This is a genomic window from Mesorhizobium sp. YR577, assembly GCF_900116595.1.
Classification (GTDB): Bacteria; Pseudomonadota; Alphaproteobacteria; order Rhizobiales; family Rhizobiaceae; genus Mesorhizobium_M.
Window position 1 is genome coordinate 1 of record NZ_FPBI01000036.1, and the last position, 25626, is coordinate 25626.

The 25626-nt window shown below is 59.6% G+C and carries 33 protein-coding genes and 1 pseudogene; 12 read left to right on the forward strand and 22 right to left on the reverse strand.

The features are described from left to right. Nucleotides 1-90: 90 nt before the first annotated feature. A complete protein-coding gene (locus BM413_RS29750; protein WP_091918467.1) occupies nucleotides 91-396 on the reverse strand; it encodes a hypothetical protein in 306 nt (101 codons plus the stop codon). Between the two features lie 14 nt (nucleotides 397-410). Here BM413_RS29750 and BM413_RS29755 point away from each other — a divergent pair. Further along, nucleotides 411-941, forward strand: a pseudogene (locus BM413_RS29755) (adenylate/guanylate cyclase domain-containing protein); the annotation flags it as partial. A 504-nt stretch (nucleotides 942-1445) separates the two neighbouring features. Here BM413_RS29755 and BM413_RS29760 read toward each other — a convergent pair. The 16 genes from BM413_RS29760 to BM413_RS29840 all read right to left on the reverse strand — a co-directional run bounded on the left by BM413_RS29760 (nucleotide 1446) and on the right by BM413_RS29840 (nucleotide 13701). Beyond that, nucleotides 1446-2852, reverse strand: a complete 1407-nt coding sequence (locus tag BM413_RS29760) for a DUF1254 domain-containing protein (RefSeq protein WP_091918469.1) — start codon at nucleotides 2850-2852, stop codon at nucleotides 1446-1448. Between the two features lie 151 nt (nucleotides 2853-3003). After that, entirely contained in the window at nucleotides 3004-3234 is a 231-nt protein-coding gene (locus BM413_RS33315; RefSeq protein ID WP_175544493.1) for a hypothetical protein, read from the reverse strand. 204 nt (nucleotides 3235-3438) lie between these two features. Continuing rightward, nucleotides 3439-3891, reverse strand: coding sequence for a ribbon-helix-helix domain-containing protein (locus BM413_RS29770; protein ID WP_091918471.1), 453 nt, complete (start codon nucleotides 3889-3891; stop codon nucleotides 3439-3441). 3 nt (nucleotides 3892-3894) lie between these two features. Next, on the reverse strand, nucleotides 3895-5886 hold the full coding sequence (locus tag BM413_RS29775; RefSeq protein WP_091918472.1) for a conjugal transfer protein TraG: 1992 nt from the start codon (nucleotides 5884-5886) through the stop codon (nucleotides 3895-3897). Between the two features lie 31 nt (nucleotides 5887-5917). Further along, nucleotides 5918-7702 (reverse strand): relaxase/mobilization nuclease domain-containing protein, encoded by a 1785-nt coding sequence (locus tag BM413_RS29780; RefSeq protein WP_091918473.1) that lies wholly within the window; start codon nucleotides 7700-7702, stop codon nucleotides 5918-5920. A gap of 250 nt (nucleotides 7703-7952) precedes the next feature. Next, nucleotides 7953-8735: a lytic transglycosylase domain-containing protein gene (locus tag BM413_RS29790; protein WP_091918475.1), complete on the reverse strand. Its 783-nt coding sequence runs from the start codon at nucleotides 8733-8735 to the stop codon at nucleotides 7953-7955. Nucleotides 8736-8738: 3 nt separating this feature from the next. Further along, nucleotides 8739-9077: a DUF736 domain-containing protein gene (locus tag BM413_RS29795; RefSeq protein WP_091918476.1), complete on the reverse strand. Its 339-nt coding sequence runs from the start codon at nucleotides 9075-9077 to the stop codon at nucleotides 8739-8741. A gap of 46 nt (nucleotides 9078-9123) precedes the next feature. Beyond that, entirely contained in the window at nucleotides 9124-9669 is a 546-nt protein-coding gene (locus BM413_RS29800; RefSeq protein ID WP_091918477.1) for a S26 family signal peptidase, read from the reverse strand. Further along, nucleotides 9666-10151 (reverse strand): DUF2840 domain-containing protein, encoded by a 486-nt coding sequence (locus BM413_RS29805; RefSeq protein ID WP_091918478.1) that lies wholly within the window; start codon nucleotides 10149-10151, stop codon nucleotides 9666-9668. Before BM413_RS29805 ends, BM413_RS29800 begins: the two co-directional genes overlap by 4 nt. After that, nucleotides 10148-11197: a replication initiator protein A gene (locus tag BM413_RS29810; protein ID WP_175544494.1), complete on the reverse strand. Its 1050-nt coding sequence runs from the start codon at nucleotides 11195-11197 to the stop codon at nucleotides 10148-10150. The genes BM413_RS29805 and BM413_RS29810 overlap by 4 nt, the downstream gene beginning before the upstream one ends. A gap of 17 nt (nucleotides 11198-11214) precedes the next feature. Then, nucleotides 11215-11496: a helix-turn-helix transcriptional regulator gene (locus BM413_RS29815; RefSeq protein WP_091918479.1), complete on the reverse strand. Its 282-nt coding sequence runs from the start codon at nucleotides 11494-11496 to the stop codon at nucleotides 11215-11217. A gap of 105 nt (nucleotides 11497-11601) precedes the next feature. After that, nucleotides 11602-12087 carry a DUF2285 domain-containing protein gene (locus tag BM413_RS29820; protein WP_175544495.1) on the reverse strand — a complete coding sequence of 162 codons (486 nt, stop codon included), beginning with the start codon at nucleotides 12085-12087 and terminating at the stop codon, nucleotides 11602-11604. A gap of 85 nt (nucleotides 12088-12172) precedes the next feature. Then, complete coding sequence (locus BM413_RS33910) at nucleotides 12173-12400, reverse strand: transcriptional regulator domain-containing protein (RefSeq protein ID WP_091918481.1); 228 nt, start codon at nucleotides 12398-12400, stop codon at nucleotides 12173-12175. A 189-nt stretch (nucleotides 12401-12589) separates the two neighbouring features. Further along, on the reverse strand, nucleotides 12590-13003 hold the full coding sequence (locus BM413_RS29830; RefSeq protein ID WP_091918482.1) for a hypothetical protein: 414 nt from the start codon (nucleotides 13001-13003) through the stop codon (nucleotides 12590-12592). Further along, a complete protein-coding gene (locus tag BM413_RS29835) occupies nucleotides 13000-13269 on the reverse strand; it encodes a type II toxin-antitoxin system prevent-host-death family antitoxin (protein ID WP_091918483.1) in 270 nt (89 codons plus the stop codon). The genes BM413_RS29830 and BM413_RS29835 overlap by 4 nt, the downstream gene beginning before the upstream one ends. Before the next feature lie 105 nt (nucleotides 13270-13374). Further along, a complete protein-coding gene (locus BM413_RS29840; RefSeq protein ID WP_091918511.1) occupies nucleotides 13375-13701 on the reverse strand; it encodes a DUF736 domain-containing protein in 327 nt (108 codons plus the stop codon). A gap of 597 nt (nucleotides 13702-14298) precedes the next feature. Between BM413_RS29840 and BM413_RS29845 the strand changes: the two genes are divergently transcribed. Together BM413_RS29845 and BM413_RS29850 are read left to right on the forward strand one after the other, a co-directional pair. Then, entirely contained in the window at nucleotides 14299-14511 is a 213-nt protein-coding gene (locus tag BM413_RS29845; RefSeq protein WP_091918484.1) for a hypothetical protein, read from the forward strand. Then, nucleotides 14508-14891, forward strand: a complete 384-nt coding sequence (locus BM413_RS29850; protein ID WP_091918485.1) for a hypothetical protein — start codon at nucleotides 14508-14510, stop codon at nucleotides 14889-14891. Before BM413_RS29845 ends, BM413_RS29850 begins: the two co-directional genes overlap by 4 nt. A gap of 91 nt (nucleotides 14892-14982) precedes the next feature. On the opposite strand, the gene BM413_RS33320 is transcribed toward BM413_RS29850, so the two are convergent. Further along, entirely contained in the window at nucleotides 14983-15150 is a 168-nt protein-coding gene (locus tag BM413_RS33320) for a hypothetical protein (protein WP_175544496.1), read from the reverse strand. Between the two features lie 371 nt (nucleotides 15151-15521). Then, nucleotides 15522-16067 (reverse strand): DUF6428 family protein, encoded by a 546-nt coding sequence (locus BM413_RS29855; RefSeq protein WP_091918486.1) that lies wholly within the window; start codon nucleotides 16065-16067, stop codon nucleotides 15522-15524. A gap of 42 nt (nucleotides 16068-16109) precedes the next feature. Between BM413_RS29855 and BM413_RS29860 the strand changes: the two genes are divergently transcribed. From BM413_RS29860 to arsH, 6 genes are read left to right on the forward strand one after another with little or no spacing between them, the layout of a single operon-like run. Continuing rightward, nucleotides 16110-16457 carry an ArsR/SmtB family transcription factor gene (locus BM413_RS29860; protein ID WP_091918487.1) on the forward strand — a complete coding sequence of 116 codons (348 nt, stop codon included), beginning with the start codon at nucleotides 16110-16112 and terminating at the stop codon, nucleotides 16455-16457. Further along, nucleotides 16454-16939 (forward strand): arsenic resistance N-acetyltransferase ArsN2, encoded by a 486-nt coding sequence (gene arsN2 / locus BM413_RS29865; RefSeq protein WP_091918488.1) that lies wholly within the window; start codon nucleotides 16454-16456, stop codon nucleotides 16937-16939. The genes BM413_RS29860 and arsN2 overlap by 4 nt, the downstream gene beginning before the upstream one ends. Further along, complete coding sequence (locus BM413_RS29870; protein WP_091918489.1) at nucleotides 16936-17463, forward strand: arsenate reductase ArsC; 528 nt, start codon at nucleotides 16936-16938, stop codon at nucleotides 17461-17463. The genes arsN2 and BM413_RS29870 overlap by 4 nt, the downstream gene beginning before the upstream one ends. 3 nt (nucleotides 17464-17466) lie before the next feature. Then, nucleotides 17467-18540, forward strand: coding sequence for an ACR3 family arsenite efflux transporter (gene arsB / locus BM413_RS29875; RefSeq protein WP_091918490.1), 1074 nt, complete (start codon nucleotides 17467-17469; stop codon nucleotides 18538-18540). Further along, nucleotides 18540-18962 carry an arsenate reductase (glutaredoxin) gene (arsC, locus tag BM413_RS29880; RefSeq protein ID WP_091918491.1) on the forward strand — a complete coding sequence of 141 codons (423 nt, stop codon included), beginning with the start codon at nucleotides 18540-18542 and terminating at the stop codon, nucleotides 18960-18962. The genes arsB and arsC overlap by 1 nt, the downstream gene beginning before the upstream one ends. Next, a complete protein-coding gene (gene arsH / locus BM413_RS29885; RefSeq protein ID WP_091918492.1) occupies nucleotides 18937-19662 on the forward strand; it encodes an arsenical resistance protein ArsH in 726 nt (241 codons plus the stop codon). The genes arsC and arsH overlap by 26 nt, the downstream gene beginning before the upstream one ends. A 17-nt stretch (nucleotides 19663-19679) precedes the next feature. Here arsH and BM413_RS29890 read toward each other — a convergent pair whose 3' ends face one another. Continuing rightward, on the reverse strand, nucleotides 19680-20480 hold the full coding sequence (locus BM413_RS29890; RefSeq protein ID WP_091918512.1) for a sulfite exporter TauE/SafE family protein: 801 nt from the start codon (nucleotides 20478-20480) through the stop codon (nucleotides 19680-19682). A gap of 155 nt (nucleotides 20481-20635) precedes the next feature. On the opposite strand from BM413_RS29890, the gene BM413_RS29895 reads away from it, so the two are divergent. After that, entirely contained in the window at nucleotides 20636-20950 is a 315-nt protein-coding gene (locus BM413_RS29895; RefSeq protein ID WP_091918493.1) for an ArsR/SmtB family transcription factor, read from the forward strand. A 48-nt stretch (nucleotides 20951-20998) separates the two neighbouring features. After that, nucleotides 20999-22246: an arsenite efflux MFS transporter ArsK gene (gene arsK / locus BM413_RS29900; RefSeq protein WP_091918494.1), complete on the forward strand. Its 1248-nt coding sequence runs from the start codon at nucleotides 20999-21001 to the stop codon at nucleotides 22244-22246. Between the two features lie 68 nt (nucleotides 22247-22314). Here arsK and BM413_RS29905 read toward each other — a convergent pair whose 3' ends face one another. After that, nucleotides 22315-23208, reverse strand: coding sequence for a LysR substrate-binding domain-containing protein (locus BM413_RS29905; protein WP_091918495.1), 894 nt, complete (start codon nucleotides 23206-23208; stop codon nucleotides 22315-22317). Nucleotides 23209-23280: 72 nt separating this feature from the next. On the opposite strand from BM413_RS29905, the gene BM413_RS29910 reads away from it, so the two are divergent. After that, nucleotides 23281-24303, forward strand: a complete 1023-nt coding sequence (locus BM413_RS29910) for a permease (RefSeq protein WP_091918496.1) — start codon at nucleotides 23281-23283, stop codon at nucleotides 24301-24303. Nucleotides 24304-24571: 268 nt separating this feature from the next. Here BM413_RS29910 and BM413_RS29920 read toward each other — a convergent pair whose 3' ends face one another. Then, the gene (locus tag BM413_RS29920; protein ID WP_091918498.1) at nucleotides 24572-25495 is read right to left on the reverse strand and encodes a DUF2493 domain-containing protein; all 924 of its coding nucleotides are present in this window, start codon (nucleotides 25493-25495) and stop codon (nucleotides 24572-24574) included. Between the last annotated feature and the right edge of the window lie 131 nt (nucleotides 25496-25626).

A 25626-nucleotide genomic window follows, 5' to 3' on the forward strand; every position in this document is an offset into this window, starting at 1 on the left:
GCCGCAGTTCGAAATCCCCATAGCCATCGAACGTGGCCCGCGGGTTCCAGCATGAGAGGCTTTCGTACGCCTGCCGGCACCCGAAACCCTTCACCATGTCGGCCGTTGAGCTGACTTTGCTGTTGCCCGATAGCAGACGTTGCCGGCGACCACCTTGGACATCGTAGTCGCGCCAGGAGCCGACGATAGGAACTCGAAGCACAACGTCTGTTCACTTATCGAGATCTGACCTTGCGAACAGCGATCACTTTTTGGAAAAAGGAATGTCAGGGTCGTCCGGATTCCCCATTCCGGACCGCCCTCCGGCGCTTCGGCGTAGTATTTGCCGCCGACCTGGAAGCTCATTGCCTGCTCGCCGATCTTGAAGACCTGCGAGACGCCGAGGTTGATCGGCACCGTCCATTCCTCGGGTGGTGGCGATGCTGTCGGAATATTTCGACATATTCGAAGACGCGGTTACCGCGCACAATGGCTCCATCATCCAGTTCCTCGGCGACTCCGTCTTTGCCATGTGGAACGCTCCCGTCGCCGACAGCGAGCATGCCGTCAACGCCTGCCGCTGCGCGCTCGCCGTGGAACGGGCACTGGCTCTCTTCAACCAGAAGCAAAGGCTGGAGGGGCTGCCGGAATTCCGCACGCGATTCGGGATACACACCGGGACGGCTGTCGTGGGCAGCGTGGGCGCGACCGACCGACTTCAGTACACCGCCATGGGCGATACCATCAATGTCGCCTCGCGCCTGGAAGGACTGAACAAGAACTACGGAACCTCAATCCTCGCAAGCGAGGCCGTGGTCCAGCAGTGTTCGGATCGCATTTCCTTCCGATCCTTGGGAGCAGCGTCGGCAAAAGGCAGAGTTGGCGCACTGCATGTTTACGAGGTTGTGGGACTTGTTCTGCCCGAAAGCATCCGCTCAGCACTGCCGATGCCCGACGCATAAGCCGTAAGGTCTCGCGACGGCTGATGTCCCTATTAATCGAGACACCCACGATGAAACCGGCGACCGTCTTCTGATTGATCCCGTAGCGCTTCGAAAGCGTTCTCAGTCTCTGCTCGACGGATCGCCTATGCCGTCGTGGAGCTACCGTGTAGAATCTGGCCCATAGTGCCTCCTTCCGTTCAAAGGAAAATAATGGACCATCAAAACCTGGGATCAAACACCTAGGACGCTCTTTGGCTCTACAAATCGAGCTGACGCGCTGACCGGATTCGATCGCGCCAGAAGCTATCCTCGCCAAGACGATCTCGAAGGTCACTTAGGGGGCCGAAGACTGTCCCTTGTCGGGATGGCTGGGCTCGAAAGCGGACGGATGCGTCCAGCGTGGCGCCGATCGCTTAGCGCCAACTCCGAACCTTTACCAGTGAGCGAAGGTCGCAGGTCAACCCGTGACATCGTCACCCGCGAAGGCGGACGGCAGCCGTCCGCCCCCGCATTTGCCTGCACTCAGGGCGCCTTTATCATCGGCGGGTGCTTCCATGAGCCGTCGAGGGCTGCCTCCTCCGGCCAGTAGAGGCGCATCGCGACGAAGAACGGGCCCTTGGGGGCGGGCAGCCAATTCGGCTCCTTGTCTTTGCCCGGCGATTCGTTCTGCACATAGAAGGTGTAGCCGCCGTCGGCATCCTTCACGAACTGCGGCAGCATCGGCTCGTTGAGCAAGTAGCGGTTGATCGGATTGGCGACCAGAAGACTTGCCGGCAGATCATACATCGTCAGCGACCAGAAGGCGTGAACGGGCGGCATCTTGTCGGCGTCGAAATGGACGGTGTAGCGATTAGCGCCGTCGAGCTTCTGGCCATCGGCGTCGATGGCGTAGATGGGGTACATTGCCTCCTGTACCGAATTGCCGTAGATGCCGAGAACGGCGGCGGCCATTCGGTACAGATAGTTGTTCTTGAGGTATTCCCGCGTGCCGAACATCTCGCCCGAGGTCACTGTCCCGGCATCGATCTTCTTCCTCAATGCCTCAAGATCGGCCCAGGCATCGGCCACGCCCTGTTCCATGGCGGCTTTCATTTCGGGCGAAAGTGCAGCAACGTCTATGGTCTTTCCCGCGCCGACGCCGATCTTGGCGAAACGCGCCATCAGTTCGGTCTCGGACGGATTGGTCGGGCAGAACTGCAGCACGAAATTCAATATGTTGAAGAACTCGAGCGACTTGCGTTCGTCCTCCGGCGAAAGCGGCTTGACGAAGTCGATCGCCGGTGCGGCCGCAGGCGCGGGCTGGCCGAGGAACGCCGACAACGGCTGTGCTTTGTAAGCGTCCTGGATCTTCTTCACATTGTCGAGATCCTCGGGGTTGAAAAGCTGCGTTCGGTAGGCCGCGGTGACGAGATCGGTCTCCGATTGAAACACCTTCGTCACGCCGGCCGGCGTGTCGCCTTTCCAGCCCGGGCCGGCGACCATGAAGCTGCCGCCGTCGTTGCCGGTGGTGCGGCTGCCGGCGTAGTCGAAGTTGAATGTGTAGGCGTCGATGAACTGGATGCTGAAATAGCGCTCCTTCTCGATCTGCGGCACGGTGAGCACGATCGGCTCCGCGCGCAGGTCCATGCCAAGCATCGAGTAAGGTGTGTCAGAGTTGGGTGTCTGGACCGCCGTGTCGGCCGGCGTGTAGACGCGCGGGATGTTCTTGAGTTGGTTCCAGGGCGCCTTGTATTCCGGGTTCTTTTCGTCGACGAAATAGGCGTGCTGGATGCGATAGCTGTCCACCATCGGGAAGCCGTAGATATAGGCGTCCTTGGCGATGGCGCGGGCCTCTTCCGGCGTCGCATCGGCGGACTGGGCGGGCGTCACGCCCGCGACCGACAACGCGGCTACACAGGCCCATGCAAATTTGCGTCTTGAGAGTTTCATGGCCGTTCCTCCTCCGGGGCACGACCTCACGTTGCGGCATTTTTGCTCGCCGGGCAATCCAAATAACGGTAGCCTACAGGTGTGAGAAGGCTCTGGAACCGGGCGTTCAACGAATCCAATTGCCGCGTCTCACGCAATTGTCCAGCGTGGTTCAAAACGAAAACACCAACCGCTTGCCAGACAACATCTGCAGAGCCCATTCCCAAGCGAGGATGAGCGTCATTGCACGCCAGATCAACGAGCGGCCGCGCGAGATCTTGCAATACCAGACGCCGGCGGAGAAGTTCGCAGAAACCATCACAGTCGGAAATCGCGCCGCCCAGTCGGTATGTGGTGTTTTAAAGCAAAGCTGGTCGACCGAGATCGGGCGCAAAGCGTTCATTTCCCGCGCGTAGGCTAGGTCTCCTTCGGGTCAGTTCACGTCGATGCACGCAGCCCGCCTGAAGGTCCGCTTCTGACATTCCGAGCCTCTAAGCCGCAAGTCCGCTAACGGCCCCCTAACAGACGGTCGCCGCGACAAAATCACCATATTGAAAGTTCAATCGAGTTGGAATCGCAAAAGCCTGAGTTTCGCGACGCTTCACGGTTACGATTTCTGACTGAGATGCCCGTCGGGTGAAGCTGACGCCTGACCATCACCGGCGATATCGTCAGGAATCTCACGCAGAAAGCTCTGTCCCTTCTGCAAGCGGCGTCCGAGTGTCTCGATGAACCCTTCATAACGTTCTCGGCCCTTGGCCTGGGCCGCAGCTTGCGCCTCGCCGGCCAGCGGCGGCGTTACAGACAGCCAGAAGCGCACGAAGAGCGACAGTGTTTCAGCAGTGATGCCAAGATCTCGCTCTAGCCGCTGAGTCTGTCGTGTCAGCCGATCGAGGCGGCGTGTGAATGCGGCTTCGCATTTGTCGGCGCCATCGGGGGATAAGAACGAGGCGACGGCAGCCTCGACAATTGCCGATCGGGAGATTTTCTTGCGGTCGGCAAGATCGGCGATCTGGCGCAGCATATCGGCTGGAAAATAGACGTTCATTCGGTTGCGCATGATTCAAAGGTCCATGTTGTCGTTGGGATCCATAGAAACCTGACGGGCGATACCACTCATCTGGCGGCGCAAAGCTTGCCGCTGGCGAGCAGCGTCTTCCGGTTCGTCATCGAGAATGACGGCGAACTCGTCAGATGGTTTCTGATCGGTCATTTCCCTGGCGATAGCGACATGGTCAGGAAGTTCCGGTTCCCGGCGCAGGCCACCATTGGCAGCATCCTGTTCGGCCTTCTCGATATCGGCGAGCAGATCCTTATCCGGTGCCTGCGGTTTCAGGGCCGACCAGCTATCCGGGTGGGCGAGCGCCGTTTGCGGCTTGAGCTCTGGCGGCGGCAGGATGCGTTCAGTCAGGCGTTTGTCTTCGAAGTAGCGTGCCTTCTTCGCCCGAATCGGCGGAGTAGCAGCCACCATGACGATCTCGTCGGTGGGTGGAAGCTGCATGATCTCGCCGGGTGTCAGCAGTGGGCGCGCGGTCTCGGAGCGCGAGACCATGAGGTGCCCCAGCCAGGGCGACAGGCGGTGGCCTGCATAGTTCTTCATCGCCTTCATCTCAGTGGCCGTGCCGAGCGCATCGGATACACGCTTCGCTGTCCGTTCGTCGTTGGTCGCGAAGCTGACGCGGACATGGCAGTTGTCGAGGATCGAATTATTGGCTCCGTAGGCCTTCTCAATCTGGTTCAGCGACTGCGCGATGAGAAAACTCTTGATGCCGTATCCAGCCATGAACGCGAGCGCGGATTCGAAGAAGTCGAGGCGACCGAGAGCCGGGAATTCGTCCAGCATCATCAGCACACGATGCTTGCGCTCCTTGTAGTGCAGATCCTCGGTCAGGCGGCGGCCGATCTGGTTCAGGACGAGGCGGATGAGTGGCTTGGTCCGCGAAATATCAGATGGCGGCACCACGAGGTAGAGCGTCGCCGGCCGCGGATCCTCGATTAAATCTGCGATGCGCCAGTCGCAGCGCCGCGTCACCTGGGCGACGACGGGATCGCGATAAAGGCCAAGGAAAGACATGGCGGTCGACAGCACGCCGGAGCGTTCGTTGTCGGATTTGTTCAGCAGTTCGCGTGCGGTCGATGCGATCACCGGATGGGGACCGCCCTCTCCCAGATGCGGTGTGGTCATCATCGCCTTCAGCGTGGTCTCGATGGGGCGCTTCGGATCGGAGAGGAAGCGCGCGACACCGGCGAGCGTTTTGTCGGCTTCGGCGTAGAGGACATGGAGGATCGCGCCGACGAGAAGCGAGTGGCTGGTCTTTTCCCAGTGGTTGCGCTTTTCGAGCGAGCCTTCGGGATCGACGAGGACATCGGCAACGTTCTGAACGTCGCGAACCTCCCACTCACCGCGGCGGACCTCCAGCAGTGGATTGTAGGCCGCCGACTTCGGATTGGTCGGGTCGAAGAGGAGCACGCGGCCATGCGTCGCCCGGAAGCCGGCGGTGAGCTGCCAGTTTTCACCCTTGATGTCATGGACAATGGCCGAGCCTGGCCATGTCAGCAGCGAGGGAACGACAAGGCCCACTCCCTTGCCGGATCGGGTCGGCGCGAAGCACAGCACATGCTCGGGACCGTCATGGCGCAAATAATCGTGGTCGAGCAGGCCAAGCACCACGCCGTCGGGTTTGAGGAGGCCGGCCGCCCTCACCTCACCCAGATTCGCCCAACGAGCCGACCCATAAGTCTCGATATTCTTCTGTTCACGAGCGCGCCAGACCGACATGCCGATGGTCACGGCGATAGCGATGAAGCCGCCCGAGGCAGCGATTATCCCACCTCTGGCAAAGAGACCGGGCGCATAGGCGTCGAAGGCATACCACCACCAGAAAATGGCCGGAGGATAGTAGATCGGCATGCCGCCAAGCACGAACCAGGGCACGCCAAGCTGCGCCTGATAGCCGAGTTGCCAGGCGACATACTGCGTCGCGCCCCAGGTGGTGATCAGGATGATCAGAAAGACGACGAGGATCTGGCCCCAAAGGATTTTCGTGGCAGACATGAGCTGCGTCCCTTCCTGTTGATTGCGGCGGTTACAGGCCGAGGCCCCGCTGGCGGCCAAGGCTCCATTCGATGCCGCCGCCCGACTTCGCAACGCCGGTGATGTGCTGACCGAGTTTCTTTTCGAGCGGCGGGGTCCAGGGCACGAGCTGGAAACCGAGGCCCCCATCGCCCTTTGCGATCTCGATCATGGCGAAGCGACCGGAGGAGAGTGTGAGGCGCCGGCGATAGATTCCGGCGACATGCTCGCCGGCCGCAACCTTCACATGCGCCAAGCTCGTCTCCGCCGAGAGCTTCTCGCCAACCGCGTCCAGCTCACGGCGGCGCAGCGTGTTGAGCAGATCGCGCTGGAGGATAATGCGCTGGCCTTGGCGGCGGCCGAGCCCTTCGTCAGCGAGATGTTCTGCGCGCGCCTGAATGGCGTCGCGCGCTTCGCGGCCGAACCCGCCCATCGAGAGCGGCATCTGTTCGCGTTCGACCAGACGATGGTCGAGCCAGGTGGCGCCCGGCGCAGCGATCTGGGCACGAAGATCGAGATCGGAACGGGTGGCGAGCACCAGCGTCGGCCGCTGGTCTTCCGGCCCGCCGAAGCGGCGCACCTCAACGATACCGCCGATCGGCGGGGAATGCTCGAAGGCTTCGATGCCTCTGAAGCGGACATGGTGGGCGCGACCATCGGTACCGTCGATCACGGCATAAGCCTCGCCGGTCAGTTCATCATGTAGGCCGCGATCAACCAGCCGGCCGATGATCGGCGCGCCGGCGCTGCCGCCGTCGACTACATAATCGGTGAAGCCGCGATCCTGTCCGCGCTCGGTGAAGGCACGGTGCATAGTCTTGATGATGTCACCGCGCATGCCAAGATCGCGGAGCGTACGCTCGGCCTCCAGTGCGATGGACCATTCGCCGGAGGCGCCTTGAGTGGCGAGGCCCATCTTCTCGAGATGCTGAAGCCGGCCGACCATCAGGCGTCGGAGTGAAGGATCCGACTTGCCGAAAGGTTCCGGGCGAGTATCGATGAAGCCGACCTCGTCGGCGGCGATCCGAATCTCAATGTCGAGCCCCGTCCACCGTTCGGCGGTGATTTCCTTCTCGAGCGCATTGTGGATTTCGTGCTCGGGCTTTGGGCCGAGCTCGATCGAGACCAGATCCTCCGCACGCGAGCGAATGCCCCGGCTGATATAGTCGCGCGAGATCACCAGATCGGCGCCAGTCTCATCCACACCACGGATCAGCAGGTGAACATGCGGGTTGTCGGTGTTCCAGTGATCGACAGCGACCCAATCAAGCTTGGTGCCGAGATCGGATTCCATCTGGCTGGCAAGGTCGCGGGTAAACGCTCGGAGGTCGCTCATCTCGCCGGCGTCTTCGGGCGAGACGATGAAGCGGAAATGATGACGGTCGTCCTGGCACCAATCGCTGAAGGCGAGATCGTCGGCGCGCTCGTTGGTCGCGTCGAACATCACGCCCTTTTCTCCATCCCGGCTGACTCCTTCGCGTTTGAGGTAGGAAAGATGCGTCGAGAGCGGCGCCGAGCGAAACGCCTTGCCGGAATGACGCGCGATCCGGGCGGCGACTACGACACGGCGGTTGCTGCCGAATAGCCGATTTCGGCTGAAGGTGTTACGGCCGCGGCCGAAGGTCGAGCGGCCACGAGCAATCGTTCCGCCGCCGGAGCGTGACGCCCTACCACTGCCGGTGTGTCCAGCCTTCTTCGCGGCCCGCAGCACCTGATTGATGAAGCTCTTGGGCTTGCCCGCACGGGTGCTCTTGATGCGCCCTGGCCGGACATTGAAATCGCTGTCGGATTCGCTCATGGCCGCGCTCTCCCGCGATCCAAGTCAGGCGCAGTGCCGGAAACAGCCTTGTAATCATTGGAGAAAAAGCGATCAGCGGCACTGTTCCCGACCGACCGGCACGCCAAAAACCCAACCAAGTCAAAGACTTGGGCGACGGTGGACATGGCGCTTTTATCTTGCCTTCCTGCTGTCGTTCTCTTCCGCTCCCCCTGCCATTCTGCATTTCCTCTGCCAGACCACGCCACGCCGCGCCAGAACACGAAACCTCTCATGGACGGTCTCCATCACTGGCACGGTCGACGAACAGGCTGCTTGATGGCGTTACAATGGCAGGCACATCACCTACAGGAATTCCTGCCGACGCGTCGTTGGATTGCGCGCTCGGTGTCGGCAAATCGACGTTCGGACTGCGGGTTGATGGCATTATGAAGAGCGCCGCGTCACGCCAGGCGTCTGGATCGGTGGCTGCGGCCACGACATTTCGCTGCGCGGCTGGGACGTTGCTTCCAACACCGATCAGCGGGGCGAGCTTTGTAACGTAGGCGCGCGTTTCTGCCGGCAAGGGGCGACCCGCGAGAAATTCCTCGTAGCGTCCGGGACCGGCGTTGTAGGCCGCGAGGAAGCCCGGCGAACCGTAGCGATCATGCATCTCGCGCAGATAGGCTGTGCCTGCGAGAATGTTGTCACGCGGGTCATAGGGATCGCGACCGAGGCCGTAACGTGCGCGCAGTTCCTCCCAGGTGTTGGGCATAATCTGCATCAGCCCCATGGCGCCGGCCGACGACAGGGCACGCGCATCGTCGGCGCTTTCGACGCGCCGCACAGACCGTATCCAATGCTCGGGGACGCCGAAGCGCTGGGAGGCTTCAGTGACGAAGGCGCCATGAGGATCGCGTAACGAAGGTTCTAAGAGAGGCGAGCCCTGCGCTGGAGCGGCCAGCAACGCACTTGAAAAAGTCAGGCCGGAACGGAGAAGGAGGATGAAGGGCCATGCAACGCGAAGCCGTCCGATTGGCACCCGTGACACGCATTTCGGACGAACGATCCGCATATCCTATGCTCGTTCGCCGCGCTTCTGGGGACGCGTCCAGTGCAACGACCATGAGGTTACATCAGCGCCATTCTGAAAGAGCCGGGTGCGAATCGGTTGCGGGAATGCGGGATCGTCGAGCAGCAATGACAGATACTCGCCGGCTTTCTCGCCTGTTCGGATCCAGGCGGCGCCGATCTCCGGGCCATTGCCGTCCTTACCCTGATGGACGCGATAGTCGGGAGCATTCTCAGCATCCGACGGTTCAGCAGGGACAATGGCGAGTTCGCAACGGACTGTGAGCGTATGGATGCGTCCGATAAAGCCGGATTTGTCGCCGGTGAATTCTCCGATCTGGGGCATGAAAAGGCTCCTTTGCGATGCTGTGAGGACAGGCTGGATACGCGCGTCATCGCGTTGGCGCGTGCCATTCGAAGCGACCGATGCCGTCTTCGTCGGTGTAAAGTGCTGTTGCCCGACCAATGACCGAACTGGCCGGGATCGGCCCGAGATAGCGGCTGTCGAAGCTCTCGCGGACGTCGGCATTCAGTAGGAAAACCTCGCCCACTGCGATGATAAGGCAGCCCTCCCACCTCGGAAGAGCACGACCCAATCGATCGTGATCAAGTGCCTCCGCTACTTCGATGCCGTCGACCGAAATCGTGCCGCCGGTGCGGCAGGCCGGTTGTCCAGAAACGCCGGCGACGCGCTTCATGAGCGGAACACCAGACGGCAGATAACCGCGCTCGGCAAGGAAGGCCGCAAGTGGTTCCGGCGCGTTGACGACGACCAGGTCGGTGACCCCTGGCGGTTTGCCGGCATCGATCGTGTAGAGACCGATCGGTACGCTCGCGGAGGCGTTCCAGATGAATTTCAGCGGCAATGGAAGGACGGCTGCGACGGCAACGCCTCCTATCGCGAAGCAGGCCGTCACTATGTAACAGAAGCGCCTCACCGCTCGATCTTCCGGCGAAGCTGGAAAGCCCGGTGCTGCTCGATCGTGTAGCTACGCGGCTCGTGACCTGCAGTCAGGCGGTTGTGCACGTGGCGCCAGTGATCGGGCGAAGCTTCGGCTGGATCGACACCGATCGCGTCAACGGCATCGATCGCATGCAGCACACGCTCGACCTTTGGCCAGCCATCGATCTTCAACAGGAGGTCGCCACCTGGCCGCACGAAAGGCAGCGTCTGGAATGGCTCACTTTCTCCGACCGCTCGCACGATATCTATGCGCGAGACGATTGTGCCAAAGTCATTCGCCGCCCAGCGGACGAACGCAAAGACGGTTTCGGGCACAAAGCACACCACGCGCCGTTGACGGTCGAGTATCTGCTCGGAAGCCTTGTGGCCGAAGCGTATCCAATGCTCGATCCGCTTCTCGATCCAGGTGAGTTCGACACGCGTCAGATCGGTTCTCGTTTGAGACGCCGAAATCATGGTTCAACGCCCTCCCCCGGCAGGTCGGAAGAGACTTGTAACCAGTTGGCGCGGCTCTTTACGTTAGATTCTATGTTAGACTCTAAGTTAAGGGCGCGATTTCTCGTTTTTGATCCGCGGCTTACGGCTTGTTTGGGTTCCTGATAGCACGCGCCTGCGGTTCCCGATGGCACGATAGTCCCGGTTCCCGATAGCACGAGGCCGTCCACAGCCTTTTCACTGGTTAACCGTGGTTCGAAAGCAAGTAGCAGACGCCCATTGGCTTCCCCTTCGATGAACAGCGTATATCCGGGCAATGGCTGGCGGCGGATGATGCCGCGGAGTTCGAAGGCAAAACGTTTGAACGGCGAAAGGCTGCCGGATTTCTGGTGAAGGTGGCGGAAATCGAAGCGCCAGCCGGAACGCTGCCTGCCGCCATGCTTGCGCACGAGACGGTAGAGCCAGCGGTCGAGGCCACCGGTTAGATCGAAATATGCCCGATCGATGGTGAGCACGAGCGCATCGTCGAGAATTGAACGGTAGAACCAATCCGGCAGGATCAACTCGATCCCGGCGGGCTTGCCGGATCGGTCGGTACACTCCTGCCATTCGTTGATCCACGAGAAGCGATGGCGGCGCCCTTCGACCGGCTGACGGATCGACGTTGCAACAGTCGTGGATTGGAGCCGGTCCAGGGCCGCTTTCAGGCGCCGATAGTCACGGGCGCCTACCCCGCGGCCGATGTAGGTCAGAATCTCGTAGGGCGTGGCACCCATCAAGCGCGAGGTCCTGAGCCCAGCGTCACGCGCTTCGACGATCTGCGATGCGGCCCAGATGAGGATATCGGCGTCCCAGATCGTTGCCATGCCGTGGTCCGGCACTGCCTCGACGCGGATCGACACCTTGCCGGCTGAGAAGTCGATCGGTGCGATGCGATGGCTCTTCGAGAGCGAAAAGAATGGATAGGCCATGAGATCCTGCGCGTCACGAGGCGCAATGTTGCCGGGAAGCGCACGGAAAAGTTCGAGCTGTCCGCACGCGGCCAGGGGGTGTTGACGTCTCGTCATGATGAGATCGGTTCCGATCAAAGGCCGTGACGACCGATGCGCCCGGGCTGTGCAAAATCGTGCCGCTTGGCAGGCAACACCGTGCCGCGCGGATCGGAAGTCGAAGTGACCGCTCCTCGATTGGCCCATGCCTGCAGATCGTCGACGGCGTAGACCACTCTCCCACCGAGCTTGCGGTAATCCGGTCCTGTTCCGTAGGTACGATGCTTTTCGAGGGTGCGGCCGGAGAGTCCGAGAAAGCGGGCAGCTTCGGGCGTGCGAAGGTAGCGCGGCGGTAAGCCGGTGAGATTGGCGGACATGAGATTGTCTCCGTTGTCGTCAAGGAAGCCGCAGCAAGGGAGCGGCGGACGAAGGCAATGATGGAGAAGGCCAAACGCGTTGTTCAGGTGCGAAAGAAGCCTGGGCTATTTCGCACCTGAAGAGGGATCGCCGGAGGTCCGGCGGCGGAACTTCAACAAGTGTTTGTAGCCGCCATTTACCAATTTGCGGCCATCGCGCACGAGGCGCAGCGTGGTATGCCGGAAGGCAGATTCCTGCCATTCCAGCGCCTTGACAAGCCGCTTGCCAAACAGCGCATGGGCAATGTCGAAATATGAGGCGCCCTCCGAGCGGCCATCAACGGCCCGCAGCATGTGGCCTATTCGTCTTCGCTGAGTGATGGTGAGGCGTTCATCAGGAACATTGCGTCCGGCTTGCATTTTGACAAACCGATAGATGGACGCGAGACGGTCGGACACTTTTGTGTCGAGAGGAATGACAGCGGCAAGCGGCTTGCTCGGATGAGAGCCGTGCAAAAACGTGATCTGCGAATTGGCTACCGAAGCAGGTGCGTGCAGATGCAGACCGACTTCATCCTGTTGCGCATGCGATTGCGACAGGTCGAGCATCATGTCCGATGAGGACGCCATAAGAGGCGGCGTGTTGATGAGATGAACTACACCGGGATTGGCTTCGGCCGTCCAGTAAACCGGCTGTTTAGTCGCGGGTTGATCCGGGCTTGCGACGAAATCGGAGGCCCCAGCGTTGCCGCATCGTTTCGATCGACTGTGCCGGCATGTCGGAGCCTTTTCGTCTGAAACAGGCAAAATCGCTCTGGTATTGCGGATTTCGGCGCAGGAACTCCCACGCTACAGCGTCCGCGGAGGCATCTTTGATGAACTCATACGCAGTCGAACTGCGCCACTGCGATGAATCTGGCTTCATCCACCCCCGTCCCGTTCTTCTTACGAATCGTTCGTAAGGTTGTGGAATACGCCGCGCTATCCCTGAATTCAGGTATTGACGGTCGGCACGGCGGGCCTTTCCAGTTCGCTCCGAAAAGAGGAGCAGCCGGCATGACAACCCTGTTGCAGCCAGGCGATTGCGGGATATTCGAGAGGTGCAACAACTGACCTACCGGAACCGATTGACCTCGGTGAAAGTCTTTCTGCGCGCGATGAAATCGCGCAGCAACGGCAGGAAGAAGACCTTGCTGAAACGGCCGATCGGTGGAGCCGGTTCGAGGTAGAAGGATCTGCCAACAATATCGGTGTTGAATTCATCCAGGATGATCCAAAGCCGTAAATCCAGATTGAGGCCGGCCCGGCGTTTCTCAATATCTGGAATCTCCACAGCGAAACGGGAGGATTCAGGTTGTTTGGTGGTTATGGGGAAAAACAATACCAAGTCGCCATCCGGGCGAGACAACCGGACACCAACGGCGACTGGCCTGCCCTTGCGTCCCTCTGTCTCGCCGCTGGAAGATTGCCTTGCCCAGAGATAAGGGTAGCGGATGACGGCCCCGGTCTGGATGTCGTCATAGCTCATGGCTGTCCTGTCTCGTCTTCCTGTCCGTATTTGCCGACAGCGTCCTCGAACTCGGCGAACAGGTTGTCGGGGATGGTTTCGATCGTGCCGGCGGTACGAACGTCGGACTGACGCATCAGCCGCTTGTAATCTTCGATGTTGAGGAGAACGAGGCGCGGCTTGTTGCGTTGCGTGATCGTCACAGGATGTCGCAACGCCTCGGCGATGATGTCACCGGACTTTCTGGAAAGATCGCTGGTCGAATAAGACCCTGGGGAGCTGGCCATGTCCAATTCCTGTATTTGTTGTATTTACTTGCATATACAGCAAATACGATAATGCTGCAAATGGCCCGCCCGGCGGTAACCGGGCGGGTATCCGTTTCTGGGACCTCAGTCGCCGTTGCGGCGGCTTGGGCGGGACCAGATAAGGCTGTAACCTTCACCGCCTTCATCGTCGAAGAGGTTGGCGAAGATCGGGGCGTTGAAGCTCGGGTCGTCCAGCTTGAGGCCCAGATAGTCTCGGCCCTCATTGGAGCGCTTGGACCAGGCGGCACCGATTTCGACACGGCCGACCACGACGCGATGGCTGGGGGCGTTTTCGCCGGTCGAGCGGGTATCGGGGACGATGCGGACGCCTTTGGCCTGAACGCTGAGGGTGACGATCTCGCCGGTGAATTCGTTGTTTTCGGTCTTCTTGAAGGTGCCGATGGTAGCCATGTCAGTTTCTCCTTGATCTGATGCTTCGAACCCGCACCATGCGGCCTCGATGGTGATCGACCGGCCGGAGGCGATCGACGGCGCATCGCTTGCGACCGGAGCAACGCGAAGGACGGTGCGGGAACGAGTTTCTTGATCCGCGAGGAATGACGGCGCAGCCGTCAGGGGAAGAAAGTCGGTTACGCCCTGTTGCGGCAAAGGCGAGCAAGGCAAAGCCGCCCTTCGGCCAGATACATCCATCGATGAGGCCGTTTGGAGCGGTCGAGATGGGACAGAATATTCTAGGAGAACGTGGCAACCCTGGCGGTCACAGTTGAGCCGATATCGATCTTCGGCGCAGATGGGCACCAGTTTCGCGGCATTTCGGCCCGTGTCTCGAGGTCTCAGCTCGACGCTCGCGTGACACCCGAATGCATTCCCGACGCTCGGCATGAGCAATGACGGCCGCATCCAACGCACAAATGGCCAGGCGCTCTTGAACGGGGAATTCGCCCTTGCCAGTCCTGACACCTCGCAACATAAGAACAAAATAGGAACAAATGCCTTGCGTCGATAAGCAGATTCGTGAGAGAAGTTCCTTCATCAAGGAACTTTCACATGACCGCACCCAAGCCGGCGACGGACGGCGAAGCTATGCCCGAATTGGAATCGGCTGCAGACAAAGCCATAGATTCATGTGACGGCGATGCCCGCGCCGCTGTCATTACGCTTCTTACCGCAAACCGCTTTCTGGAACGTGAGCTCAAACTGGCACGCGTTGCCGTTTCATCAGGCTTTTCCCGCGGCTGGCATCACAGGAACGAGCGATGAATATCAAGCGCAGCAGCCATACCCCGAGCGCCAGCGTCATCGATCAGCAATGGCCGCATCAGGTGGCCCTGCCCGATGATATCTGCACGCAGGACAATTTCTCCATCATCCTCGAATTCTTCCTCGCACGTGGTTGGCGATACTTCACGCGCAATGTGCAAGCCATTTGGCCGAACGGGAAGTATCAGAGCATGCGGCTGTACTGTTTTGCCGATCGCACTTCAGCAGAGGAATTTCAATCTCATTTCGGAGGAGAATTCTTCGATCCGGCTCATGATCGTGACGACGGGCGGGTTCGGGGTGCATGGCGACGAGACGGCGTCTGGACGCGTCTTCTGGAAAGCGGCCCGCTGAAAGTACCGAAGATATTGAGGGATTGATCCATGTGCGGGTGCCATTCGCGATATTGCCGCGGTCCAAAAGCGTATCACGCGGACGGCTCGGCCGATTGGAAGCGAGCTGTGTTCGCTCCTAAGGAGCGAATGGGTCGATTTCACGGATGATCACATCTTCGTCGCCGTCATATTCGCTCGCGGGCACGACGGAGTGGCTGCCGTCACCAGCGCGAAAGATAACGATCGCTGCCATGAGCGTACCGGCGAGGCTGAAGGCGAAGGCGTGGGCGTCGTTGAGAGACATCGTTCCGGCTCCTGTTTCGAGCGGAGAACCATCCCCCGCTGACAGGCGCCCGATGTGTCGGACTGATCGCTGCAATCACCGCGCAGGCGCAAGCCGAAGCGGCGGCACGCCAAGCGTAGCCGACCCCTGGAGGGTTGATGGCCTCAAGCGGTTGGTCTGACCGAGATAGCCGCACGAAAAGGGGGATGAAACGCAACAGAAGCCGTGATGTGGCTCCCGGCCTGGTGCTGAGATATTCTCAAGCAGAAACGCGCTCTGCCGGATGGGGGCGAAGCGAGGGCACGTCAATCGAGAACACATGCTCGACCGCATGCAGGCGCAGCCTCGCGATCACCCGTCCCGTAATATTACGTATGCGTGGCGGCTTCGACCTAATTGCAGCATGGCTGGCTGTCAGGCCTCGACGACCCGCAACACGATACCGATTCTTTCGCCTGTTCGGCCAGCCATCGATCCCGCGGCTTGCAGCTTGCGGGACGAGGTGAGAGTGCCACATGAACCTCACCGTTTACGACAGTCGGCTTGGATGCCTGGTGAAGTTGCATCGGTGCAATGCCGTCACTGACCTCGAAGGTCAACTTGGCAGACGGATCGAGCGCCAGGTGCTCCGTGACCTTGCGGATGATAGCGGTGAACTTGCCTGATGGCATGTGAGTCCGTTCGCCCTCTTCGACATCCCATAACTGGATGAATATTTCTGTCCAGGATTCTGGATTAGCGCCGCAGTCAAGCGCGGAGAACTCTCCAGCCTTGACCTCGGTGACATGATAGCCGGGTTTCACTGCCCGTCCGTCGTAGCTGAACACCAACGGCTTGTCCTTGTGACCTCCGAGGAAGCCAAGAAGGTCACCTATGGTGATGTCGTCGGTCATGATTTTTACAGCTTGTTCAAATTCATGGTTGTCAGGAGTGAGCATCTGCGTTATCCATTGTTTTGACATTTATAGGATTGTTGAAATATGGAAGAACGTCAAGCCCTCATCGCCTTCGGAGCAATGTCCCAGGAAACCCGGCTACGGATCATCAGACTTCTGGTGAAGGCAGGTCAGGACGGCATGGCTGCGGGAACCATCGCCGAGGCAGCGGGCGTGTCGGCCTCGAACGTTTCCTTCCATCTCAAGGAACTGGAGCGTGGCGGTTTGGTTGCTGCCAGACGGGAGGCTCGATCCATTGTCTACACCGCCGAATATCAGGCGCTGAGCGGCCTGATCCGATTCCTCATGGAAGATTGCTGCGCAGGCAATCCCGCCATTTGTGCACCCGCCCTTGTTCCGTCCTGCTGCGAACCTGCGGATACTGTGCAATGAGCCTTGAACTCGAATCGGTCGCGCCTGACGCCTCGGATTTCCTAGCTGCTCTCGAGCTAGAGCAGCTACCCACTGACGATCTGACGGAAAGTGGCCGCCTGTTCTTCCGCTTCAGTCAGAACGGCAAGCTTGTTGGATTTGGCGGCATCGAACTCTGCCAGGGAAATATCCTTCTCCGCTCGATTGTCGTCCTTCCGCAAGCCCGTGGTCAGGGGATTGGCCGCCTCATCACTGAGAGCTTGTTGGAGCAGGCAACCACGTTTGGAGCGAAAGACGCTTACCTTCTGACAACATCCGCCGCCGATTTTTTCGAGGCGATTGGATTCAAGCAAATCCAGCGCGACACTGTCCCGCCAGAGATACTAGCGACAAAGCAAGCGTCTGCACTTTGCCCCTCAACAGCCATGTTTCTGACCCGCCCGGTTTCGAACCAACCATCCCTCCTCCCCCAGGCCTCCAGCACCAAGGAGATCGTACAATGACCGACCGCATCTACAATGTTTTGTTCCTATGCACCGGAAACTCAGCTCGCTCGATCCTTGCCGAAAGCATATTGCGTCAGGAAGGCGCTGGCCGCTTCAATTCCTTCTCGGCAGGCAGCCAGCCCAAGGGCACAGTAAATCCCTTTGCGCTGAAAGTTTTGGAAGCGCTCGACTATCCCACTGACGGGTTTCGTTCGAAAGCCTGGGACGAGTTCGCCGTACCTGGCGCGCCCGAGATGGATTTCGTCTTCACCGTCTGTGATGACGCCGCCGGCGAAGCTTGCCCCGTCTGGCCGGGCCAACCGATGACTGCGCACTGGGGCATCGAGGATCCATCCAATGTCGAAGGCACCGATATCGAGAAGGAACGCGCCTTCAGCACCGCGGCCAGATTCATGAAAAACCGGATTATGGCGTTCCTCAGCCTGCCGCATGCCTCCATCGACCGCATGGCGCTCGACCACCACCTCAAGGCCATCGGCAATCTTGAGGGAACAACCTCGAAAAGCACGGACGCGGCCTAGATCATGTCGACATTTGAACGCTACCTGACCCTTTGGGTGGCCCTGTGCATTGTCGTGGGCATTGCGCTCGGCCACCTTATGCCGGGTCTCTTCCACACGATCGGCGCTGCCGAAATCGCAAAGGTCAACATCCCCGTCGCTGCGCTGATCTGGCTGATGATCATTCCCATGCTGTTGAAGATAGACTTCGCCGCACTCGGTGAGGTCGGCCGTCACTGGCGTGGCATCGGCGTGACGCTGTTCATCAACTGGGCAGTCAAACCGTTCTCGATGGCACTGCTTGGCTGGCTCTTCATCGGCTGGCTGTTCCGGCCTTATCTGCCGGAAACCCAGATCGATTCCTACATCGCCGGGCTGATCATTCTGGCGGCTGCCCCCTGCACGGCCATGGTCTTCGTCTGGTCGAACCTGACCAAGGGCGAGCCACATTTCACCCTATCTCAGGTCGCACTCAATGACGCGATCATGGTGGTCGCCTTCGCCCCGATCGTCGGCCTGCTGCTTGGCCTTTCGGCCATCACCGTGCCGTGGAATACGCTCGTCCTGTCGGTCGTCCTCTACATCGTCATCCCCGTCATCATCGCACAGCTGATGCGGCGCAGCCTGCTCGCATCAGGCGGACAAAAAGCCCTCGACCGCCTCTTGGCGACTTTGCAGCCGCTATCGCTCATCGCGCTTCTGGCGACCCTGGTTTTGCTGTTCGGCTTTCAGGGAGAACAGATTATTTCGCAGCCCACAATCATCGCTCTGCTGGCCGTTCCGATCCTGATCCAGGTCTACTTCAATTCCGGGCTGGCCTATCTGCTGAACCGCATTTCTGGCGAACAGCATTGCGTTGCGGGTCCATCGGCATTGATAGGTGCCTCGAACTTCTTCGAGCTGGCCGTCGCCGCTGCCATCAGCCTGTTCGGGTTCAGCTCTGGTGCCGCACTCGCAACGGTCGTCGGCGTGCTGGTCGAAGTTCCGGTGATGCTTTCGGTCGTCTGGATCGTGAACCGTAGTAAGGACTGGTACGAACGCGGCGCAGCCGTCACAGCCACTGCCACCGCCACCAAAGAAGCCGAAAGGACCGCGTGATGGACGTCACCATCTATCACAATCCCGATTGCGGCACCTCCCGCAACACGCTGGCGCTCATCCGCAATGCGGGCATCGAGCCTACGATCATCGAATATTTGAAAACGCCGCCGACACGCACCGTTCTCAAGGACCTGATCAGCAAGGCTGGTCTCACGGTTCGCGGAGCGATCCGGGAAAAGGGAACACCCTACGCGGACCTTGGTCTCGACGACCCGACGCTGACCGACGACGAGTTGCTCGACGCCATGCTGGAACATCCGATCCTGATTAACCGCCCTTTTGTGGTGACGCCATGGGGTGTGCGTCTCAGCCGTCCGTCGGAGATCGTGCTGGACATTCTCCCGGTCCCACAGAAAGGTCCGTTCGCTAAGGAGGATGGCGAACTGCTGATCGATGCCGAAGGACACCGAATTGCCTGACCTGCCCAACATTGTGGACGAAGCACTTCAGCTTCCCGACCCTGCCCGGCTGTCCAAGCCATTCTCAACACACAAGCCGCGCATCCTGCTGCTCTATGGTTCGTTGCGTAGCCGCTCCTACAGCCGCTTCCTGGCACAGGAGGCAGCACGGCTACTCGAACATTTCGGAGCGGAAACGCAAATCTTCGATCCGACCGGTCTTCCCCTGCCCGACGGCGCGCCGATCGACCATCCCAAGGTGCAGGAACTGCGTGAACTGTCACTCTGGTCCGAGGGCCAGGTCTGGTGCAGCCCGGAGCGTCATGGTGCCATGAGCGGCGTCATGAAATCCCAGATCGACTGGATCCCCCTTGCCGTCGGCTCGGTTCGTCCGACGCAGGGGCGCACCTTGGCCGTCATGCAGGTGTCCGGAGGCTCGCAGAGCTTCAATGCCGTCAACCAGATGCGCATTCTCGGCCGCTGGATGCGGATGATCACCATTCCCAACCAGTCGAGTGTCGCAAAAGCGTATCAAGAGTTCGACGAAGCGGGGCGAATGAAGCCGTCCTCGTATTACGACCGCGTCGTCGATGTCATGGAGGAACTGGTAAAATTCACGCTGCTGACCCGAGACGTTTCCGGGTACCTGACTGACCGCTACAGCGAGCGCAAGGAAGATGCTGAAAAGCTCGAAGCGCGGGTCAAGCTCAAAGCTATTTGATCATCATAGATATCGATTCAGCGGTGCTGCCAAACCTTCACAGCCGACACCATCAGGATCAGGGAAAGGACGGGCAGAAGCACATTGCCAGGCTCTGTGCCAAGCAATCTCCCACCTATGAAGGTGCCGACAATCGAGCCCGCAGCCATGATCAGAAGGAATGTCCGGTTGCGTTTCAGCACGGAGAAGCTCTGATCCCTGCTGTAGCGGGCAAATCCGGCAATCATGGTTGGCAGGCTCACAGCCAGGGAAAGGCTGCCTGCCAGCTTCACGTCGGCACCGAATAGCAAAATCAACGTCGGTATGAGGAGTTCACCGCCAGCTACGCCGAGCAACGAAGCAACAACACCGATAAAGAAGCCCGCCACTGTGCCTGCCGCAATGAGATAGCCTCCGCTCAGGCCAGCCGCGCTGTTGCCACCGTGCCCCAGCAGCAGAACGACGGCGATCAGGACAAGCAGAATGGCAATGATCCTGAAAAGGGTTTCCGAACTGAGCCGCGTCGCCCATCCAGCTCCAACCCATGCCCCGAGAATGCTTCCGGCAAGCAAATTGGCAATCACTCTCCAGTTCTGAAACAATTCCGCGGCGGGGATGGTCTGCATCCGGAACGGCAAAGCCGATGCAACGACCACAAGGCTCATGGCTTTATTGAGAATGATCGCTTCGAGTGGCCCAAACCGAAACAGACCAATGAGAAGCGGCAGCCTGAATTCGGCACCGCCCAAACCTATCAATCCGCCAAGCGTGCCGATGACGGCTCCACCGCCAAACGCTGCCACTCCCGATCGCGAGGAATCCTCGGAATTCTCGCTCACTCGCGTCGTCTCCGTGATGGTCTCGATGCCTGACACCTCAATGCACCATTGCAGGTTCAGTTTGCAAACGCCCTTGCTCGTCTTCGGGCCGCTATATTTCGACAATGTTCGAAATATAGATTGACGACGCTGGACACAGCATCTAGCCTATTTCCATGATTGTCGAAACAGCAGCAAAACAGTTGGAGGCCCTCGGTAATCCGACACGACTACGGGTCTATCGAGCGCTGGTCCGCGCGGGCGAGGAAGGCCTGCCCGTGGGCCATCTCCAGGATAAGATCGGCATTGCCGCGTCAACTCTTTCCCATCATCTCCACCGCCTGATCGCAACGGAACTCGTCACCCAGGAACGGCAAGCAACGACGCTCATCTGCCGTGCTAACTACCCGGTAATGCATGGCCTGCTGGGTTTTCTTGCCAACGAATGTTGCGCGGACGCGGTCTCAATCAAGCGAGACGATACCGCCTGATTCCTCTCTTTTTTGACGTCAATTTCAATAATCCCGGATGAATGGAATATGGCCTCGGCAGTTTCAATTGAGCATCGTCGCAGCGCCATCATCTGGGGATTGGGTCTGACCCAGATCATCGGTTACGGCACGCTCTACTACAGCTTTTCCATCCTCGCTCCTGACATGGCTCGAGATTTCGACTGGTCCCAGGAATGGGTGTTCGGGGTGTTTTCAGCTTCCCTGATTGTCGGTGGACTGGCGGCTCCAACGATCGGCCGCTGGATGGATCGTTACGGGGCTGGCCGCACGATGTCGTTCGGATCGATAATCGCGGCAATTGCCCTACTGCTGTGCGCCTTTGCACCAGAACGGGTAACCTTCATTGCGGGAATGGTGGTCATCGAGATCGCTTCGGCCTTCGTGCTCTACAATGCGGCATTCGCCCTTCTGGTCCAGATCACGCCGCAAACGGCGCAACGAAGCATCACCCATCTCACACTGATTGCTGGTTTTGCCTCGACGTTGTTTTGGCCAATTACCTCCCAGCTTCATGAGCATCTGACATGGCGCGAAGTCTATCTGGTCTTTGCGGGCATCAATCTGCTCGTCTGCCTTCCAATCCATTGGTGGTTGGCATCAACGATGAAGGCGATCAAGGTACGTGAGGCTTCCGCCTCGACGTCGGGGTTTGCAGCGGTGATTGGGAGCATTTCGAATGAAGACCGATCAAGAGCATTCGTGTTGTTGGCTGTCGGCTTCGCGCTGGAAGGATTTGTGCTTTCAGCCCTCCTGATTCACATGGTGCCACTCCTGACCGCGGTCGGCATGGGCGCAACTGCGGTTCTGGTCGGAACCGTTTTCGGTCCTTCCCAGGTCTTCAGCCGGTTTATCAATATGCTGTTCGGGAAAGGCCTGTCGCCACTGGTTCTAGCGGTCATCTCCGCCGCTTTCCTGGTCCTGGGCCTATGCGTGCTGCTGACCACAGCGCCATCGATATCCGGCGGCATTGCTTTCGCCATACTCTTTGGTCTCGGCTCGGGTCTGATGAGCATCGTCCAGGGGTCACTACCCCTGCACCTCTTCGGCTCGGCAGGCTACGGGGCCATGCTGGGGCAAATCTCAGCCATCCGTCTGATCGCCTCCGCCTTGGCTCCATTTCTGTTTTCGTTCCTGATGGCTCACGTCGGAACATGGTCCGCACTTTCCGTCGCCATTGTGCTTGGCGTTGCAGCAGCTATTGCCTTCGCCTGCATTGGCTGGCGCCGTCAGGTACCGGAGTTGGCACCCGAAACCGCTGGCCTCCGAAACAAGTGAGTATCGCGCACTGCGAACTGTTCGAATGAACTCCACATCACGCGCGCCATTCCCAGATCATCGGCTGGCTATGCTCGATGGGAGATGTCGGATTTCTGAAACGCCGATCGAATTGACATTTCCATTGAACTGACGAGTTCCCGGGGAGCGCCGCTCCATTTAGAAAGCACCAGTTCCGAGCTCCCCATTGACGGAAGCAACGTGCTGACATCCTCGACACGGAGGTCTGCAGTCATTGAAACCTGGGGAAGCACGCCCACGGCCGTGCCGGCTGCAATGGCTGCCCGAACGCCCGCCAGGCTCTCACTGGTGCAAACCACACGATAGCTGACGCCCGAAGATTCCAGCAATTCAAGGCAGCGGCTCCGCCACCAACAGGCCTTGTCGAACAAGGCGATAGGGAGCGGGATCCGAGATGAAACGTCCGCGAATGCCGAAGCAGCCCAAACCGCCGGCTCCCGATGAATCACGACGTCACCCGGCAACACGCTCTCAGGTGAATGAATGGCAAGATCGAGTTGTCCTCGTGAAATCATCTCCGGGTATTCCGCGCTGGATCCGCAGCGAACGACGACCTGGGCGTTCGGTTGTGTATCCGAGAACGACGCCAGAATCGAAGCCAGAACCTTTTCCCCGTACTCGTCGGGAATGCCGATCCGAATTTCTCCGCCCGGTTGATGCCCCCGCAGTTCAACGACCGCCTGATCTAAGGTCGAAACCACCCTCCTTGCGATAGCGAGCAATTTTTCCCCGGCTGGCGTGAGTGTCACACCGCGTCCGTGACGCTGGAACAGTAGATGCCCGACCGTTTCTTCTAGTCTTTGCACCTGGAGGCTGATCGCGGATTGCGTCCGCAGCAGACGGGAGGACGCCCGGCTGACATTCCCTTCCTGAGCGACAACAAGGAAGGTACGCAGCAGATCGCTGTCTAGCGAAGACCTCAAGCCATCGTTTGAACTCATGGCTGATATATACCCTATTCGTTTTTCTCATGAAAGCCGGCGACTTAAGCTGAATCCAGTCAGGAGGTCGCCATGCCTGTATCAGCCACACTTCCACGAGCCCGTGATAGACAGATCTGGATACTGGGTGGCGGACTTGCCGCGATCGCCATTTTCATATGGCCTGAATGGGCCGTAGACCTTGCGTGGTTCGTTGGTGCGAGCTTCCTCGACGTTGCCCTGCTGATCGGGGTTGGTCTTTTCTTGTCCGCCTGGGTCGCAGCCAGCGGTGCAGGAGCCGTCACGGCGAAGATATTTCGCGGCCGCCCCGTCGCAACCATTATCCTTGCATCCGCTGCAGGAACAATCACGCCTGTGTGCGGTGTCACTGTCCTTCCGCTGATGACCGGTCTCCTGGCCTCCGGAGTGCCGCTCGCGCCGGTTATGGCGTTCTGGCTATCATCTCCGGTGACCGATCCAGCGATGTTTGCCGCCACATGGGCAACGCTCGGCCTCTCGTTTGCAGTCGCAAAGACACTCAGCGCTTTTGGGCTCGGCATTCTCGCCGGCGGTGTAACAGTAGCCCTAGGAACGACACAGGCGGTGAGAAATCCACTCCGTCGATCAAATCTGGCAGGCGGGGAAACCTGCGGTTCCGTTGTTGCTGGTGGGTTCAAGGCCTGGGTATGGGGCGAGCCGGGTAGAAGCCGCATCTTCTGGACTGATCTCCTGAAGACAACCAGGCTGGTAACGCTCTGCCTGACCCTGGCCTTCGCAGCCGAATACCTTTTGCGCGGCCTGCTGCCGGACCATCTGCTTGGTACCTATGTGGGCGCCAACTCGCCTTTCGCGATTCCCCTGGCGGTCTCGATCGGGGCCCCCATGTATCTGGACGGCTATGCGGCCCTTCCCTTGGTTCGGGCTCTGCTGGACCTTGGCATGTCTCCGGGTGCCGCCCTTGCATTCCTGGTATCCGGCGGTGCCGTCAGTATCTGGGGCGTCCTTGCCGTGGTCCCGGTCCTGAGGACATCCACGCTGATCCTGTTTGTCACGGTGGCCGTCATCGGTTCGGCCACAGCCGGATACTGCTTTGAATGGTACCGGAGCCTGATTTGATGCTCCGTCAGGTCCAAAGGCTCATTGCGGCGATGCGAGGTATGATGTGTCCAAGATGTCGGCCGCAGCATGCACGACGCCTCGCCGAGCTTGATGAGCGGCTGCTCGATGATATCGGGATATCACGAGAGCAGGCGCGAAAGATCGATCAAGCTACCGACATGCCACGGAAATCCTTGCCCAGATCCACACATACGGCGCGATAGCAGCGGACGCGTCGACCGCAAGAAGCTGCATTTGTTAAGGGTCTGTTGCAGGAGAGCACGCCTCATGCGTGTCCGAACCGCAAAACAGGAATGCCAAGCTTGCGAGCCTTGTCGGCAAGATTGTCCTGGATGCCGGTACCGGGGAATACGACGGCCCCGATTGGCATCACAGCCAGCATTTGGTCGTTGCGTTTGAAGGGTGCAGCCTTGGCATGTTTGGTCCAGTCGGGTTTGAAGGCAATTTGCGGCACCTGCCGATTGCCGGCCCATTTGGCGGCGATCAATTCAGCACCCTTGGGCGAACCGCCATGCAGCAACACCATATCCGGATGCTTGGCGCGAACCTGATCGAGTTTCGCCCAGATCAGGTGATGGTTGTCGAAGTCGAGGCCGCCGGTAAAGGCGATCTTCGGACCCGGCGGGATGAGAAGCTGGTTTTCGGAGCATTTCTTTGCCGCCAGGAAATCGCGGCTGTCGATCAGCGAAGCAGTCATCTTGCGATGATTGATCATCGAACCGGCGCGTGGACGCCAGGCTGAGCTGGTGTAACGCTCGAAATGTTCTGCAGCCTGGTCGCGCATCATTTCGAACGTGTCACGGCGCTCGATGAGGGTCTGTCCTTCCGCGATCAGCCGCTCCAGTTCGACCGACTTCACCTCGCTGGCGTCCTGTTCGCTCTGCGACCGGCGCTGTGCCTGCTCGTTGTTATCGAGTTCGCGCTCGATCCTCCCGGCTGCACGGTGAAAGACATTGACGGTAGACCAGAGAAGGGCATCAAGGTCAGGCTCGAGGCGAGTATCTTCAAATGTTGAGATCAGGGCGTCGAAGATGTCGTCAACGGCGCCGGCCACGCGATTGCCTTCCGGCAAGGGCCGCGGATCGGGTTCGTCCTCGAAGGGCCGATAGCCGTATAGCTGAAGCTCGGTCAGTAGATGGTCGGTTGGGGAAGAGGCCTGGACAGTGTCGTGGTCGTGATATGCAGTCATGGGATGCTCCACCGGTTGGACCGCGCTCGTCGCGGCCTTCTAGGCAACGAAGCCGGTGAGCTGGCCGAACCTGCACCCGAAGCGCCAGTATGATTCCTGTCATCACCGGTTCTACGAGTTCGCACAGGCGC